17 protein-coding genes are annotated in these 16,584 nt (G+C 57.0%); 3 read left to right on the forward strand and 14 right to left on the reverse strand.

Annotated elements, in window-relative coordinates; genetic code table 11:
* The first annotated feature begins 16 nt into the window (after positions 1–16).
* Positions 17–952 (forward strand): magnesium/cobalt transporter CorA, encoded by a 936-nt coding sequence (gene corA, locus ACFSO0_RS10685; RefSeq protein WP_376880228.1) that lies wholly within the window; start codon positions 17–19, stop codon positions 950–952.
* An 18-nt stretch (positions 953–970) separates the two neighbouring features.
* On the opposite strand, the gene ACFSO0_RS10690 is transcribed toward corA, so the two are convergent.
* The 5 genes from ACFSO0_RS10690 to ACFSO0_RS10710 form a co-directional block, all read right to left on the reverse strand.
* The gene (locus ACFSO0_RS10690) at positions 971–2,065 is read right to left on the reverse strand and encodes an HD-GYP domain-containing protein (RefSeq protein WP_376880231.1); all 1,095 of its coding nucleotides are present in this window, start codon (positions 2,063–2,065) and stop codon (positions 971–973) included.
* A 168-nt stretch (positions 2,066–2,233) separates the two neighbouring features.
* Positions 2,234–2,536: a YunC family protein gene (locus tag ACFSO0_RS10695; protein WP_376879839.1), complete on the reverse strand. Its 303-nt coding sequence runs from the start codon at positions 2,534–2,536 to the stop codon at positions 2,234–2,236.
* A gap of 95 nt (positions 2,537–2,631) precedes the next feature.
* The gene (locus ACFSO0_RS10700; protein WP_376879841.1) at positions 2,632–4,086 is read right to left on the reverse strand and encodes a bifunctional metallophosphatase/5'-nucleotidase; all 1,455 of its coding nucleotides are present in this window, start codon (positions 4,084–4,086) and stop codon (positions 2,632–2,634) included.
* A 25-nt stretch (positions 4,087–4,111) separates the two neighbouring features.
* Positions 4,112–4,936, reverse strand: coding sequence for a sulfite exporter TauE/SafE family protein (locus ACFSO0_RS10705; protein ID WP_376879843.1), 825 nt, complete (start codon positions 4,934–4,936; stop codon positions 4,112–4,114).
* A gap of 20 nt (positions 4,937–4,956) precedes the next feature.
* Complete coding sequence (locus tag ACFSO0_RS10710) at positions 4,957–5,808, reverse strand: DUF72 domain-containing protein (RefSeq protein WP_376879845.1); 852 nt, start codon at positions 5,806–5,808, stop codon at positions 4,957–4,959.
* A 56-nt stretch (positions 5,809–5,864) separates the two neighbouring features.
* Here ACFSO0_RS10710 and ACFSO0_RS10715 point away from each other — a divergent pair, with 56 nt between their 5' ends.
* Positions 5,865–6,368, forward strand: coding sequence for a M67 family metallopeptidase (locus ACFSO0_RS10715; protein WP_376879847.1), 504 nt, complete (start codon positions 5,865–5,867; stop codon positions 6,366–6,368).
* On the opposite strand, the gene ACFSO0_RS10720 is transcribed toward ACFSO0_RS10715, so the two are convergent.
* Positions 6,290–7,702, reverse strand: coding sequence for an aspartate kinase (locus ACFSO0_RS10720; protein ID WP_376879849.1), 1,413 nt, complete (start codon positions 7,700–7,702; stop codon positions 6,290–6,292). The genes ACFSO0_RS10715 and ACFSO0_RS10720 overlap by 79 nt on opposite strands.
* A 208-nt stretch (positions 7,703–7,910) precedes the next feature.
* Between ACFSO0_RS10720 and ACFSO0_RS10725 the strand changes: the two genes are divergently transcribed.
* Positions 7,911–8,675, forward strand: a complete 765-nt coding sequence (locus ACFSO0_RS10725; protein ID WP_376879852.1) for a polysaccharide deacetylase family protein — start codon at positions 7,911–7,913, stop codon at positions 8,673–8,675.
* Positions 8,676–8,733: 58 nt separating this feature from the next.
* Here ACFSO0_RS10725 and ACFSO0_RS10730 read toward each other — a convergent pair whose 3' ends face one another.
* The 8 genes from ACFSO0_RS10730 to ACFSO0_RS10765 form a co-directional block, all read right to left on the reverse strand.
* Entirely contained in the window at positions 8,734–10,290 is a 1,557-nt protein-coding gene (locus ACFSO0_RS10730; protein ID WP_376879854.1) for a flotillin lipid rafts scaffold protein FloT, read from the reverse strand.
* A 3-nt stretch (positions 10,291–10,293) separates the two neighbouring features.
* The gene (locus ACFSO0_RS10735) at positions 10,294–10,839 is read right to left on the reverse strand and encodes an NfeD family protein (RefSeq protein WP_376879856.1); all 546 of its coding nucleotides are present in this window, start codon (positions 10,837–10,839) and stop codon (positions 10,294–10,296) included.
* A gap of 175 nt (positions 10,840–11,014) precedes the next feature.
* Complete coding sequence (locus tag ACFSO0_RS10740; RefSeq protein ID WP_376879859.1) at positions 11,015–11,722, reverse strand: NAD(P)-binding domain-containing protein; 708 nt, start codon at positions 11,720–11,722, stop codon at positions 11,015–11,017.
* Positions 11,723–11,909: 187 nt separating this feature from the next.
* Entirely contained in the window at positions 11,910–13,262 is a 1,353-nt protein-coding gene (locus ACFSO0_RS10745) for an Nramp family divalent metal transporter (protein ID WP_376879861.1), read from the reverse strand.
* A gap of 499 nt (positions 13,263–13,761) precedes the next feature.
* Positions 13,762–14,226, reverse strand: a complete 465-nt coding sequence (locus ACFSO0_RS10750) for an NUDIX domain-containing protein (protein WP_376879862.1) — start codon at positions 14,224–14,226, stop codon at positions 13,762–13,764.
* Positions 14,227–14,242: 16 nt separating this feature from the next.
* Positions 14,243–14,779 carry a suppressor of fused domain protein gene (locus ACFSO0_RS10755; protein WP_376879864.1) on the reverse strand — a complete coding sequence of 179 codons (537 nt, stop codon included), beginning with the start codon at positions 14,777–14,779 and terminating at the stop codon, positions 14,243–14,245.
* Positions 14,780–15,102: 323 nt separating this feature from the next.
* A complete protein-coding gene (locus ACFSO0_RS10760; protein WP_376879866.1) occupies positions 15,103–15,957 on the reverse strand; it encodes a hypothetical protein in 855 nt (284 codons plus the stop codon).
* A complete protein-coding gene (locus tag ACFSO0_RS10765) occupies positions 15,950–16,531 on the reverse strand; it encodes a sigma-70 family RNA polymerase sigma factor (protein ID WP_376879868.1) in 582 nt (193 codons plus the stop codon). Before ACFSO0_RS10765 ends, ACFSO0_RS10760 begins: the two co-directional genes overlap by 8 nt.
* Positions 16,532–16,584: the final 53 nt, after the last annotated feature.

The raw sequence follows: 16,584 nt of genomic DNA on the forward strand, positions 1-16,584 counted from the left end.
AGAACCGAAGAACATGATGAAGATACGACTGATCCAAAACGGATTGATTACCGAGATTGACGACGTGGAAGAAGCCGTGCAGCCTCCCGTCAACGGATTTTACTGGATCGATGCTACCCCGTTTGACCTGGATGTCCTGCAGCCGTTGTTCGGCCTGCACCATCTCGCCGTGGAAGACTGCATCGACGAGGAGGAGCAGCGCCCCAAGCTGCAGTTGTACGACGACCACTACTTTCTCGTCATCAACGGCATTGCCTTTCACAACCAGGACATCTTTTTGCGTGAGATCAACGTCTTTTTCGGGAGCCATACGATCATCACTGTCACGAAGCAGGAAGCGCCGGAATTCGCGGTCATGCTCGCCATCCTGCGCGATCGGGAAGTAAACCGCCCTGACCAATTTCTGTACTACCTGGTCGATCAGGTCGTGGACCGCTATTTTGAAGTCATCGAGAAAATCGAGGACTTGATCGAAAAGCTGGAGGAGCAAATCTTGATGAACACCCGCAAGTCGCATCTGGACCAGATCATCGGCTTGCGCAGCGAGATTTTGTACGCCCGGAAAATGCTCGTGCCGCAGCGGGAGCTGATCGATTCGCTGCACAAAAAAGAACTTCCGCTGATTCATCCAACCATGCGGAAGTACTTCGGAGATATTTTGGAGGATGCCGCGAAAGTCGTAGAGAGCTTCGAGACGTTTCGCGAGCTGATCGGGAACTTGCGCGAGGCGTATCAATCCGCGCTCGCCGGCCGTGCCAACGACATCATGCGGGTCTTTACCGCCTTGACGACGATATTCATGCCGCTCACCATCGTCACCGGCATCTACGGTATGAATTTCGACAACATGCCGGAGCTGCGTTCCCCGTACGGCTACTACATCGTGCTCGGGGTTATGGCGGTTATCGGGATGACGATGTACTTCATTTTCAAGAAAAAGGAATGGCTGTAGCCTCCCTGCGTGCGAGAACTAGACAAGCTCATCGCACGCGACAATCATCAGGCTCAGCTTTTTGGACAAATCGCACTCGTACGGCTGGTCCAGGTCTTGTCCGTACTCGTCCACGAGAATGCGGACCACGGGCCGGCTGGGCATTCCTTTGTTGGAATCGACGACCACACCTGCCTCACCGGTGTTCAGCTTGACGGTAAGCCCCAGCGGATACAGAGCGATCGTATCCCGCAGGCCCTCCACATACTTCTGGTCAAACAGCGTGCCGGAGCCGGAAAGCAGCACCTCCATCGCCTCGTGCGGCAGCATCGCGGGACGATAGACGCGATGGGACGTCAGCGCATCAAAAACATCGGTGACCCCCATCAGCCGCCCGACCGGATGAATCTCCTCGCCCTTCAACCGCCTTGGATAGCCGGAGCCATCCAAGCGCTCGTGGTGCTGTAACGCGCAATGAGCTGACAGAAGCGGGATTTCGTCCAGGTGACGCAACATTTCAAATCCGTATTCCGCATGCTTTTTCATCCATTCAAATTCTTCTGCCGTCAGTCTGCCTGGCTTTTTCAATATGTAATCGGGAACGAGCATTTTCCCTATATCGTGCAGCATCCCGCCTATGCTGATTTCCAGCACTTCCTTTTCGGAGCATCCTGTCTTCAGCGCCACTGCGGTACTGTATAATGCAACATTGAAGGAATGATTAAAGATGTAATTGTCAAAGGCGCAGGCGTTCGCAAGCAAGTTCATGGCTGAACGGGTAGCGCTCAACTCATCGGCAACGGTTTTCATCACCTGGCGCAATTCGCGCCCGAAAGCTCTGTCCGAAAATACCTGCTGCCATTTTTGGGGAAAGTCGTAAACCGTTCGGAACGTCTCGTGAATGATCGACATCGCCGCACTGCGTGTCTGCTCGGAGATCACCGTCTCTACCGTGATGTCGTCTGTCCGCTTGTCTTGAATGTAAAGGCTTGAGATATTTTTGGCCTTGAGTCTTTCCAGCATTCGCTGCGTCAATTCCACGCCAGCGCCAACAAGAACCGTTCCGTTTTCCGAGTAAATGGAACGTGCCAGCGTTTCGCCTGGCCGGCATTTTTGTATGGATATCAGTCTCATTTCCAACATACGCCTTTCCTCAGGGTATTCCTATTATAGCGTGATTCGACCAAATTCTACATGTTTTTTTCTGTCTCCCGCCAAACAGGCCCCTTGGATCGATAGAGAAAAACGCCTCTGTCTCCGCGACAAAGGCGTCCTTTGTATGGTCTCCTGAAAGCTGGAGCGCTACAGCATCCTGATAACGGCATCCCGCCCGATCATTCCGGCGGTGATCCCCCGTTTTTCTGCGGCGGTTGTCACTGATTCGAGAGGCGCATCCAGCAGCTCCTGGATGGATTTGACCCCGACTGCCCGCCCGGCTACGATTTCCCGGCTGGCGAGCCGCTCGTTCAACAGCCTTACATCCAGCGCGCCGCACATGATATATCCGATGTCTGTCGTGACTGCGAGCAAGGTCGTCTTCGGCAGACGGACGGTGACAGCGACCGCCGTCCCTTCCGGAAAATGAACAGGCGCTACCTCGACCATCGCGCAACTCCTCCTTCTTTCCTGTCTCGTGGCGTTACCATCCTATGACACGGGAAAGAAATGTGTGTTTGCGCAAGGATGCCCTCCCCAACGGATCAGCATGCCCCGGATTCGCTTTGCGGCACACACTCCCATCTGGGGAGAAACGACCGCTGCACGAGCGACTGGTCCAGCACCGTGCGGGCGATGACCTCGCGGAGCATGTGCGGGAGGAAAAATTCGATCTGGCTGCCCTGCAGCAAATCGGGAAACAGCCGGTTGTACATAAACATATCGACCGTTCCCACCCGGTATTTTTGCTCGGGCACCAAAGGCTTGTCATTGACCTCGATCTGCACGATGCGCGGGCTGTCTCCCGCCGTGTAGCGGATGCGCAGCCCGTCCACGGCCATCCACCCCTCTACCTTGCCGCGAAAGCCGTAGCCGCGCAGCTCCCGCTGAATGATCTGCGGCTGGATCGCCTGCTCGAGGACGCGCGTCAACTGCGCCCCGGTCAAGGTGACGGCACAGGCGTTGATCGGGTGCGGCAAGCTGTGCAGCAAATCCGCGAAGGAGACGCTGCCCCGGTTCAGATCGGCTAGAAGCAGCCCGCCGTTTGCAAGCCCGATCTCTGCCCCCGTCCAGGAGCGTATGCTGGCGGCGACGAACGAGCCGAACGGCGTCTCCTCCATCCACTCCGCCCGCAGATCGTGCTCCAGAACGGCGACAGGCCGCAGCAAAATTTGCTCTGCCGCTTTTTCCTGCTCCTGCAAAAACGCTGCCAGCTCCTCGTCCGGCCCAAAATCAGCGGTGACGAACAGCTCGGCCTCCGCCGCCTGCACCTGCCTCGCTGTCCGGTCCCAGACGAGCCGCACATGGCCGACGTGCTGGCCGAACTTCCCCGTCTGCGCGATCAGCGTGCGGCCAATGCGCGTCCCGTGCGGCAAGGCATGGTGCGTATGGGCGCCGAGAATGACGTCCAGCCCCTCCACCTGGGCCGCCAGCCTGCAATCAGACTGATAGCCCAGATGGGACAAGAGCACGAAAATGTCCGCCTGATCGCGCAGCGCAGCGATCTGCTGCGCGATCAGTTCAGCTGGTTCCAGAATGTCCCAGCCCATGCTGTTGTAAGAGTCGGCAAAGGGAATCGTCACGCCCAGCAGCGCGACCCGCAGGCCCTCCCACTCGCGGATGGCGTAGGGCACTGCCCACTGCGGCGTCGTTTGGCTCTGCGGGTCGAGAAGATTCCCGACAATTACCTGAAAAGCAGCTTCTGTGTACAAGTCGTCGAGCTTTTCCTTCGGGAGGGTGACGCCTTCATTGTTGCCGATCGTCACGTACTCGTAGCCCGTTCGGTTCATGACGCTGACGTTCACCTTTCCCAGGCTCGCTTCGGATTTTATGTCCATCCGGTCCATATGATCCCCGATATCCACGGTCAGCACATGCTCTCCCTGCTGCTCCCACTTCCGGCGATACGTCCGGATGCAGGTGGCAATGTGCGGCATTGTGGCAAAATGGCTGTGCAGATCATTCGTATGCAGCATGTGCAAGGTACAGGTGTCTGCCAAGACCTTCCCCTCCCTCTCCGCGGGCTTATCCAAGAATGGATTCCCCGATCATTTGCAAGGCGATGCCCAAGATCAGCACGCGCAGCACCAGCACAATCGTACGCCCCTTCATCCTGCTGGCGACGTAGGCTCCGAGCTTTCCTCCCGCCCATGCGCCCGGCGCCAGCATGGCGGCGTACAGCCAGTCGATATTGCCGTGCCATATATTCGTGACCGAGCCGATCACGGCGGAAAAAAATATGACGAGCATGGAGGTCGCCGTGGCAATATGCGGAGGAAACCGGAACAAAATAATCATCGCGGGCACCATCAGCACGCCGCCCCCGACGCCGAACAGGGAGGACGTCACGCCGACAAAAAAGGCGATCAGAATGGCAGTCCACCTGCTGTATCCGTAGTCGTACTCATTTCCTTCGTGATCGGTGAAATGCCGCTTGATTTGCCACTGGATGTTTCTTGGCTTGAGTCTGTCCTTGACCATCATGAGCGTAAATATGAGCAGTTGGAACACGCCAAACAGCAGCGTGAATCCTCCTATTGGCAGTAATTTATTCACGTAGACCCCGACAATTGCCCCCGGCGCACTGCCGACAAAAAAGAGCAGGGCGCTTTGCACGTCGACCTTTTTCTGCTTCAAATAGGAAATCGACGACGACAAGGCCGTCACTGCAATGACGATGAGCGATGTCGCAGCGGCGACCTGCGGGGACATCGAGCCTGGCTGATAGGTGTTGACGAAGTACAGCAGCGCGGGGACGAAGAAAATCCCTCCTCCCAAACCGGCGATGCTGCCGACGACACCTGCCGCCACCCCGATAAAGACAAACAAGACTGCTATGGCTACAAGCATGCAAACCCTTCTTTCTCTCGTCAGAACAGCTCCAGCTGGCGAGGGTTCAGACCACCGGGATCGACGCCCAGCATGTCCGCAAATTGCTTCGCGTTGGCTGCCGCATCCCCGCCAGAGTTATTGTTGAACAAAATACAGACTTCATCCGCCTCGCTCTCGATCTGGCGAATCCGCGGAACCCACTCGGCCAGCTCTTCCTCCGAATACCGGTACAGGTAACGGACGTCGCGCCAGTTTTGCCCTTCGCCCGGATCTCGCCAGCCTGCGTGGTTGCGGCCGTGAAACCGGACCAGCGCCAGGGCGGGATGAGCGACGCCCACGACGATCGGGACACAGCCGTCGCCTGCCTGCGGCTCGTCGCACAGGACATGCGTCGCTTCGATCTGCCGCAAAAAGTCCAGCGTCCGCTCGCAAAACCGTTCGGCAAACCAGCTGCGGTGGCGAAACTCGACAGCGAACGGATAGCGGGCGAGTGCCTGGCGGCAGGCCCGCACGTACTGGACGTTTTCGCGCGTGCAATCGAACCAGGGCGGGAATTGAAACAACAGAGCCTTGAGCTTGCCTGCTTCCACCAGCGGCTGGATGCTCTCCTCGAACTGGCGAAACAGCTCCTTCCTGTCCACGGGCGCACTCCCCCGCTGATGCCCGGTCATCGCCTGATACGGCTTCACGATAAAACCAAAGCGATCCGGCGTCTCCCGGACCCACGCCGCGTAATTTCGCTGTGGTAAAATGGCGTAAAAGGAACTGTCCACTTCCACGATGGGGAAGTGGCTGGCATAGACGGAGAGCTTGTCTCTCCCCTTTACCCCTGCCGTGTACAGGTCGTAATGGTCGCCCCAGCCGCATACCCCGATATGTATGTTGCTCATTGTCCTGAAACCTCCAGGTCCAAGTTCTCATTCCCGTGAAGAAACGAGGCGCACCTATGCATCCCGATTGGTTAGGCGAACCCTTTGCGTCTAAGAATAACAAATTATCCATAACCCGAAAAGTGCAGAAACGCCTCCTGGCCGAAGCGCAAGAGGCGTTCCCGTATGAATATTCCGCGTTGCTAACCGGACGCGGCGCGGCGATCACCAGCCACATTCCCATGACCGCCGCCGCACCAGACAAGCACGCCTTCGCCTGGGACGGCCCGGCGTTTCTGCGGGCGCTGGCGGCGATCCGCGAAGCCAATGTACAGTGGCTCGGCGTCCTGCACACCCATCCGCACTCTCCCCCGATCCCGTCCACCCGTGACGTTCGCGGATGGCATTACCCGCAGCTTAGCTACTGGATCGTCGGTCTCGCGGACAAAGAGCCGCAGTGGAGGGCGTACCGCTGGAGCGACGGCGCCTTTGCGCAAATTCCTTACGCGGTCACCGAGGAGACGGGAGACACCAGAGCCTGCTCTGACGCAGCCTCCTCCTCATTCCCGAAAAACTCCTGATACAAGGCGATGACAGCCCGTTCCGCCTCTACCGCCTTGACCCCGAACATGATGCTGACCTCCGACGACCCCTGGTTGATCATCTCCAGATTGATTTTCGCCGCCGCCAGTGCGGATGCTGCCCGCGCCGTGGTGCCTACCGACTGTCTCATCCCTTCCCCTACGATCATGACCAGGGCCAGGCCGTGCGTCACCGCGACGTCGTCGACCCGCAGCTCGCGGCGAATCCGCTCGACGATCCGCTGCTCCTTTTCCGGCGTCAGATCGCGCTCCCGCAAAATGACAGAGATGTTGTCGATCCCGGATGGGCTGTGCTCGTAGGAGAGACCTTCCTCCTCCAGCATTTGCAGCAGCTTGCGGCCGAAGCCGATCTCCCTGTTCATCAAATACTTGCTGACGTACAGGCTGCAAAACCCGCTGTCGCAGGCGATCCCGGACACCCGCTTGGTCGAATATCGCGGCTCGCTGACAATCATCGTTCCCGGCGCTGACGGGTTGTTCGTGTTTTTGATGCAGACCGGGATGTTGGCCTGATACGCCGGGATCAACGCTTCCTCATGAAATACGCTGAAACCGGAGTACGACAGCTCCCTCATCTCGCGGTACGTAATTTCCTTGATCTCCGCTGGATGGTCGATCAGATTCGGGTTGACTGCGTAGACGGAATCGACGTCCGTAAAGTTCTCGTACACGTCAGCCTTGACCGCAGCAGCCAGAATCGAGCCTGTGATGTCAGATCCCCCGCGGGAAAACGTGACGAGGTCGCCCGCCTCCGTAAACCCGAAAAATCCCGGAAAAACAGAAATGCCCGGATTTTCGCGCAGCGCAGACAGCTTCTCGTACGCTTCCGGGAGCACGTGGGCATTGCCTGCCTCATCCGTTACAAGCAGGCCGGCCTCCCCGGGATTGATGTAGTGCGCATTTTCTCCAAGGCTGCGCAAGTAGTGCGCGACGACCTTGGCGCACGTATCCTCCCCGGCTGCTTTGACCGCATCCATAAACCGCTCTGCGGACAGCTTTTTCCGGTTGGAGAGCACTTCCTCCAACTCGGCTTCGATCTGCTCCCTTGCTTCCCCAGGCAAATCCAGCTCCGCCGCGATCTCCCGAAAGCGCGCAAAAACCGCCTGTTTCTCCGCCTCAGCCGCGCCGTCCAGCAAATGCCGCTCTGCATAGGCAATGAGCAAATCCGTCACCTTCGTGTCGTCCTTGTACCGCTTTCCCGGAGCGGAGACGACGATCAGCCGCCTTTCCCGGTCCGCCCTGACAATGGAACATACTTTTTTTATTTGTGCTGCATTCGCAAGCGAAGTACCGCCGAATTTTGCAACCTTCATGATTTCTCCTCCATCTGCCTATCTCATCGTCTCATACTGTTTTCTGCAGGCTAACATTGATACCAGATTAAAGTATCCACCCAAAAAGTACAAGTGTCTTTTCAAGAAGGACGAAATAACAGAGGTACACATAATCGGTTTTCCTTCGCACATAGTAAAGAGACACGAGTACCGCCTGTATCCTTTTCGCAGCCAAGGGGGGTAACGCATGAAAAAGCAGGCTTTTGCCTTTTTGATCGGCATGACGGTTTTGGCCGCAGCTCTCTCGGGCTCTGCTCATGCCCGTCAGCAGAAAGACCGCGACTACTACGAGACGCGCGGCGAAATTGTGTGGGAAGTTCCGACCGACTCCAAGGTGATCGCGTTGACCTTTGACGACGGGCCCGATCCTGCGTACACCGCGCAAATAGCCGCGCTGCTAAAGGAATATAACGCCAAAGCCACCTTCTTCATGGTCGGCTCGCGCGTCAAGCAATTTCCCGAAGTAGCGCGTCAGCTTGCAGAGGAACACCACGAGCTGGCGAACCATACGTTCAGCCATCCGGACATCCGCCGCATCTCCGATGAACGGCTGCAAGCGGAAATGGAAAAGACGCAGGAGACCATCTACGAGAGCACCGGGATACGGCCGCAGCTGTTTCGCCCGCCGGGTGGGTATTACAGCGACGAGGTCGTCAACGTCGCCAAGCGAGCCGGTTTCCTCGTGGTCATGTGGTCGTGGCATCAGGACACGCGCGACTGGAGCGATCCAGGGGTGCAAAAAATCGTCCGCAAAGTGCTGACCAACGCCCGCAACGGCGACATCGTCCTCTTTCACGACTACGGAGGCAACCGCAAGCAAACCGTCGAGGCGCTGCGGGAAATTTTGCCAAAGCTGCACAAACGCGGCTACCGCTTCGTGACCGTCTCCGAGCTGATGCACCAGTACGGAAAGGCGCGGAAGGTGGGCAAAGGCGACCAGAGCGGCGGCTAGACGGCAAACAGCCCCTTCCTGCAAACGGAAGGGGCTTCGTCTGTTTGTATGTGCGCGATCAGTTTTTGCTGTCGGCGGTCTCGGCCGTCGCCGCCACCTCTGCCGTATCTGGCAGCTTTACGGGAGGCGCTTCCTTCGCAGCCGGTGCCCCGCCCTTTTGCATGAAGTTCGCGATCATCTGGTTCATGTCGAGACCGGACACGTCCTTCAGCATTTCAGGCAGCTGGGCCATCAGCTTGGTCACATTGCCGCTCAGGCGGTTGACGCCGTCTCCCTGACCGCCGGCGTCGACGATCGTCACCTTGTCGATCGCTTTCATCGGCTCCGCGACTTTTTCCGCCAGCTCCGGCAGCATTTTCGCGATGATGTCGAGCACCGCTGCCTGACCGAATTTTTCAAATGCTTCGGCCAGCTTCTCTTTCCCTTCGGCTTCTGCTTCCAGCTTCAGGCGTGTAACCTCTGCCTCTGCGGCGCCTCGCGCTTTCTCCGCTTCCGCAATCGCCAGACCTTCCAGCCGCTTCTGCTCGGCCAATGCTTTTGCTTCGGCTTCAATCCTGTATTTGATGGCGTCTGCTTCACGCAGCTTCTTGGCTTTTTCCGCTTCGGCCGCCTGCTCCACGGAGTAGCGGTCCGCATCCGCCTTTTTCTTGACCTCCGCGTCGTACTGCCGCTCGCGGCGAAGAATTTCCTTTTCTTCCAGCTCGATCTCCTTTTGCTTGCGAACCAGATCGATCTTCATTTCTTCCTCGGTCACCTGCTGCTTGGCTACCGCCTCCTGCAGCTTGTAGGCCTGGTCGGCGCTGGCCCTTGCCTTGTCCTGCTCCTGCTTGAAGGCCGCGACCTTCAGTTCTTTTTCCTTTTCCGCCTCGGCGATGTTCGTCTCTTTCAAAAGCTCGGCCTTGCGCGCTTCCTCCTCCGCCTGCGCCTGCCTGATGCGCGCTTCCTTGTCCGCTTCGGCCTGCGAGATTGTGGCGTCGCGCTTCACGGCTGCAATCTGGGGTATCCCGAGAGCCGCCAGATAGCCGTTTTTGTCCCTCACGTCCTTGATGGTGAAGCTGACCACGGACAGCCCCATTTTTTTCAGGTCCTTCGTCGCGACCGACTGTACCTCCTGAGCGAAGCGCTCGCGGTTTTTGTAGATCTCCTCGACCGTCATGCTGCCGAGAATGGCGCGCAGATAGCCTTCGAGCACTTCCTGCGCTTCCGCCTTCAGCGCATCGTCCGACTTGCCCATGAACTGCTCCGCCGCCGTAGCGATGTCTTCGATCGAACCGCCGACCTTGATGATCGCCACGCCGTCCGCCATAACCGGCACCCCCTGCTCGGTGTACACCTCCGGAGTAGACACATCGAGCTTGTGGGACAGCAGGCTCAGAAAATTGGCTTGCTGAAAAATGGGCAAAATAAAAGCGCCTCCGCCTCGGACAATCTTCATTTTGCGGCCGGATTCGTCACTCAAGACGTTTTTCGAGCCGAGATAGCTCCCCGTCACGATCATCGCTTCATCCGCCCCGACCGTTTTGTACCTCGCCCAAAAGGCGATCCCCAGCACGACAAATACGGCGACGACAATCAGCACTGTCGTCAGAATACCTGGCGCAATTCCTAGTGTCATCCGCTATTCCTCCTCTTTTTCTGTACGATCATCTGGGAAAGGAGTGACGTACAGCACATGGTCGCGCGCCTCTACCACGACGACGCGCGTGCCTTCCCGGATCACGGCTCCCTCCAGGCTCGCCGCCATGTGAAAGGTCGTACCGCTGACCATCTTCACCAGCACTTCCCCCAGTCCGTTCGCCGGAATCGTCGTGCTGACCTCACCCAGCTTCCCGCAAAGCTGGCTCATGGCGTACCCCGTAGAGTTTTCCGCCCTGTTCATCGGCTTGATCCAGAGGAAGTAAGAAGCCATGGCGAGCGCGCTGCCAATCAGGACAGACAGCCCCAGCACCACCAGTGCCGATAAGGAAGAAAACCGGGTCAGCAGGTAGCCCGCCGCGCCAAAAGCCGTGGCGCCGCTGACGAGCAGCATCGGCTGAAACAACGGCAGGTGAACATGGCCATGCCCCGTGAAGTCTGCTCCGGTATGCCCGAAGATCAGCGCGGCCAAGGCATAAAGGACGCCGCAGACAAGGCAGACGATGTAGATGGATTCCAACGCCTCCACATTTGTCACCCCTTTCCAGAAATGCATCAATTTTTCATACGATCCAAATGGAAAAAGGTTGCGCGTAAAACATTCAGACCGAAAGAAATTTCCCTGGATAAAACCATACCAAACGCTCTCGCCCGTCATCCGTGCCAAAGCCCAGACAAAATGACAGCCGGTCATATCTGCCTGCTCATTCCTGCCTGTCTGTTCCTCTCATCTGTTCAACGATCTGGCGGGCAAAATGCCCCATCGTGCCGGTCACGTAGGCGCGCATGACTTCCGGCGCGAGGGAGAGCAGGGCGCGCTCGGCGTACTCCTGGCGGTACCCGCCTGCGCGAACTGCCTGCTCCAGCTCCAGCGCCGCTTTCACCGCAGCGCGGGTAGCGAGCTGGTTCACTTCTGCGACGACCGCTTCCTTGTCGACCACGACTTTGCCGATTTGCTCAAACAAGCGGATCGCCTTCTCCTGCTCGCGCCACAGCCCTTCGTTTTGCTCGGTCACGAACAGGCCGCCCCCTCTCTCCCGCAGATCGACAGAGTGCCCCATGAATTTCATGCCCAGCCAGCGCAGCGTGGGGAACTCTCTCTTCAGTTCACTGGTGTCCAGCACCGTAGCCATGTTGATACACGTCACGTCCGCAAGCGATACCCCCGAGTCGAGCAAATCCCGCACAAAAGGTGCGATCTGATCGGCAGGCAGCGCAAGTATCAGGAAGTCCAGATTGCCCAGTTCCTCCCGCGAAATGCTGTTCTGCCCCGGATAAGCTTTGGCGATGGCTTCCGCTTTGTGCGCGTCTCGATGGTAGAAGCGGATAAACCGCTTCACCCTGGCCAACTGCGTCAAGATTGCACCCCCCAGGTTTCCTGTTCCCACTATCCCCCATTGCTCTTGCTCCATGCTCTTCGCCTCCTGCGATGAAAATGTTCCAATTTTCAAACCATTCCACTCCCCTTAACCCTACCCGATTGGCCAACATTCGTAAAGCATAGCCGCACATTCCAAACCGGACTGCGGCGGCGAACCGTTTGTCTGCACGAAAAAGGGGCCTCTTCCAAAGGAAAAGCCCCCTGTACTGCCTTTGCCGTCAACCGAACAAGGTCTGACAGAGCAAGTACGCGTTCAGCACCACGATGATGACCGCCACGATCCAGGACAGCACCTTCAGCCATGGCTTGTTCACGAACTCGCCCATTTTTTGTTTGTCATTCGTAAATTTCACCAGCGGCACGACAGCAAAACTAAGCTGGAGAGACAAGATGACCTGGCTTAAAATGAGCAGCTGCGCCGTTCCGCTCTCGCCGTACAGCGCCGTCACGATGACAGCCGGGACAATGGCGATCAGCCGCGTAATCAGCCGTCTTAGCCACGGCGTGATGCGCAGGTTCAGGAAGCCTTCCATGACGATCTGCCCGGCCAGCGTCCCTGTCAGTGTCGAGTTCATCCCGGCGGCCAGCAAGGCGACGCCGAACAGGATACTCCCCAGCGTCGTCCCGAGCAGCGGTGCGAGCAAATGGTACGCATCCCCGATCTCCGCCACTTCCGTCATGCCGGCCCGGTGAAAGGTCGCTGCAGACAGGATCAGGATCGCTGCGTTGATGCCAAGGGCAAAGACCAGCGCGATCGTCGAATCCGCCGTCGCGTATTTGATCGCTTCCCGCTTGCCGAGCGTCGTCTGCTCGTATTGCCGCGTCTGTACGACCGAGGAATGCAGGTACAGGTTATGCGGCATGACGGTCGCGCCCAAAATGCCGATGGCGATGTAGAGCATTTCCGGGTTTTTCACGATCTCGGCGGACGGGATGAACCCGCCCAGGATTTCTTTCACTTCCGGCTGCGACCAGATCATCTCGAAAGCAAAGCACGCACCGATGGTCACAATCAGGGCGATGACGATCGATTCGATGTAGCGAAAGCCTTTATTTTGCAAAAAGAGAACGACCAACACGTCCAGCGCGGTAATCAGCACCCCGTATAATAGCGGGATGCCAAACAGCAGGTTCAGGGCAATCGCGGCCCCGATCACTTCGGCCAGGTCGCATGCCGCAATCGCCAGCTCGCACAAAACCCACAGCCCCATCGCAACCGGCTTGCTGTAATGATCCCGGCACGCTTGCGCCAGATCCCGGCCTGTGACGATCCCCAGCTTTCCTGCCAACGCCTGCAGCAAAATTGCCATGAGATTGGACAGCATGATAACCGACAGCAGGGAGTAGCCGAACAGCGAGCCCCCGGCAATATCGGTGGCCCAGTTCCCCGGGTCCATGTACCCGACGGCGACGAGGTAGCCGGGACCTGCAAAAGCGAGAAACTTGCGAATCCACGACCCTTTTTGCGGCACCTTCAGCGAGCGGTGCACCTCGGGCAATGACGGCTGCTGGGCCGCCTGCCTCCAGCTTCTTTGTTCAACTGCTTCATTGACATTTGAACCACGTATCATCATAATCCACCTACCCTTGTGGCTTTATCCACCTTTTTTGCACGTGTGCAACTTTCAAGGAAAAAAATATAGGGTTTGCTATGTCCAAAAAAGTTTACCTTGAGCAACATATCTATATTATACTCATTCCCCCCCATTTTGCAACCGGAGACGAGCCGCCGTTTTTTCCGCGCTCAAACTGTCAGAGGAAGGCGAAGCGAAAACGGCCCGCTTGCCGAATACGAGGTCGATCGAGCAATTTTCCAGCAATTTTCACAGCGGATCAGACAGTGTCCTGCCGCGAATCGTCAGCTATCCCCACGAGGCGATGATGGCGGGCTGCGCCATGGCTGCCGTCTTTCGATTGAGCCGGGAATGGCCCCGTCTATCGCTTTACCGGAGCGGCTCCGTCTCACGCACAGCTTTTTTCAGCCGCGAAATGCCATTCTGCGCTGGTCGCCCCACATGTGCCCGCACAGTTCAGGAGCCTTACGCCACACCGCTTGCAGCACAGCCTGGCTCACGGCGCCATTTCGTCAAGCGTGCTGCCGATGTACTCGGGCTTGTAGTCGTTTGCCAGCGCCTTTATCACCTGCTCCTGGCGAGCGGCTCCGTATTGCGGCAGCGTACACCACTCCTCCAGCGGGACCCATCCGGCCCATTCGATATGCTCGTCTTCGATCCCGCCGGGTATGGGCGTGGTGTCCTCCCCGATCAACCGGGCTTTCACCGCGACCGCTACGGTATGCTTTCCTTCTCCCGACCGCACGATGCGTTCGTCCACCCAGAGCAGACGCTCCATCTCCACGAGCAAGCCTGTCTCCTCCCAGACCTCTCTGCGCGTCGCCTCCGGCAGAGCTTCCAGGTACTCGACATTGCCGCCGGGAAGGCTGTAGCCGACTTCTCCGCCCGACTTTTCCCGTATCAACAATATTTTCCCTTCATGCACGACCACCACGGTCACTCTCATCCGCACTGCTTTCATCCCGCTCGCTCCCTTCTCATATGACAGGGCTGCGCATGAAGTCCAGGGAATCGACGCCGGCACGCACAAACAAATTTTCCAGAGCCGAAAGACCGTACTGCTCTGCGAACTTTGCTTCCGTCGACGCGATGGCATGCAGCATCAAAAAACAAATGACTTCTGCGCCGTTCGTATAGTAATCAAAGCCGTCCTCTTCAAAATCAGCCGGTGTCGCAATCACGCAGTCCAACCGCGATGCTTCCTGAATCGCATTTCCCAGCACGAACACATCCCCCGGCGCAAGACGCGCACGCTCCTGCTCCCACCTATCCCTGACCTGCCCGGCTACCCGCCCAAGCAAGGTGACGATTTCCCGATCAAACTGGTAGGAATACAGCAGACATTCACTCGCCCCCGTCCGGTGCAGCTCCAGCGTGGCATACGTCCACCACCCGCGCCTTCTGGTAGGCGGGTAAACGGCAATCAGCACGTCAGCCTCCTCCGTCTGGTACAGCTCCCCGCTGCTGCCAAACGCGCGGCTGCAGTGATCCAACAGTTGTTTTACTAGTATCATATGTGACTCCTTACCCTGCTATCTGCTCGAAATATCGTTACTCTCCAAATTTAGGCGATGAACAACCTCACATCTGCCGAGCACATCCTGCCCAATCCTTTCGCGAACGTCCCGCTCTATTCTCTCTCGACCCGATCCCTATGCGATCCGGTATCGATTCGTTGCCTTTCGTTATGAATATACAACACCCACATGCAAATCGCCTAATGATCATTGACTCTTTTATGCACAAGAAGAAACGGAATCCATCGCGGGGAAGACGATGGATTCCGTCGAAGCAGGAGAATTCCCGCTGCATGAGATGACCGTTTTTCTTCGTATCGTCAGGGCGCTGCAGGAGCAGGAGCGGCTGTTGCAGCTCGTTCGGTCTGGATCAGACTGTCCACGTTTGCTTTTGCCTGATCAATTTGCGCTTGCGTCAATGGTTCTCCGGCCGCAAAGCTTTTAATAATTTTCTTCAATGTCGGGGTGTCGAAATCATCTCGGGCGTACATCTCTACCGTGAACCCGTCATGCTCCCAGATGACAATGCCGTTTGCGAAATAGACCTTTTTCCCTTCCAGCACCTCTGTTTTTACTTCGCCAGTGGTCTCGATGCCGTTTTTCCCCCCCTGCGAAATCAGAAAGTTCACGGTCTTCTCGCCTTGCGCGTACTGCACCTCTACCATGCTTTTTCCGTGAACGACGGTATTCACGTAGGAAAAATCAGCCATCCATGTCGGCGCCGGGAAGTTGATCCCGACAGCAGCGCGCGCTTCCTGCAGGCTCAGCTGTGGTCGCTTGGGCAGCTCCACTGCACGGGACGCGGCTTGGCTGCTCTGCTCGGTGGAAATGTTCTCGGCAGAAGTCGGCCGTTCCTTGTCAACCTGAACGATTTCCATATTCCCTACCTGAAAGCTGGCGAGGATGGATTGGATCATTCCTTGCGCATAGGAGGTCGTAGAAAGCCCTCCGCCGATCATGACGACAGCGACAGCAGCGGCAGCAGTTGTTTTCCATTTCTTGTTCATTTGCATCATCCCGTCCTTTTTCCCGTGGCTGGTTTGAATGGTTCCCGTCTCGATTTTGTGTACGAGACGTTTGTAAATGCGCTCTTTTGCCAACTTGTTCTCGACCCTTCCACCCTTTAGCAGATCGGTCACGTCTTTGACATCTTCCCAGTCTCGTTTCTTACTCATCTCGATCCCTGCCTGTCCCCAAGATTTTTTCCAGCTTTTTCAAACTCCTGTAGACGACGACACCGATGTTGGACTCGCTTATATTCATCATTGCGGCAATTTCAGCGTTTTTCAGGCCGGCGGCGAACTTCAGGGCGAGGATGTTCTTTTCTTTGTCCCGCAGTTTTGCCAAGGCTTGAAACAGAGTCCGGTGCGTATCATTCTGGATCGCCAGCTCTTCGGGTGACGATTTGGGCATGATAAACTCGGCGATGGAATCCAGCGAAAAATGGAATCTCTTATTGCGCGAGCGAAAGTAATCTGTCACCGCGTTTCGTGCGATCGCAAACAGCCAAACTTCAAATGAGGCCCTCTCCTCTGAAAACGTGTGAAACTTGGCGATGACTGTTTCAAATACCTGGCTGCAAATATCCTCCGACTCATACTGATTTTGAATCCGGTAGTAGATATACTTGTACACGCGGTCGAAGTATCTCTCGTAAATCTCGGTAAACTGCTCGGTGGTCAAACCATCGCCGCGAAGCTTATTTGCCCGCTCTTGATGAATCTCCCTGGCCACTGGCACACACTCCACTTTGCTTCCTCCTCTCTTCCCTGGCGAACTCCACCAGCTCGTCTGGCCAACTT

Origin of the sequence: Brevibacillus sp. GCM10020057 (genome assembly GCF_042683565.1) — a bacterium.
In the GTDB taxonomy this organism is placed as follows: Bacteria; Bacillota; Bacilli; order Brevibacillales; family Brevibacillaceae; genus Brevibacillus.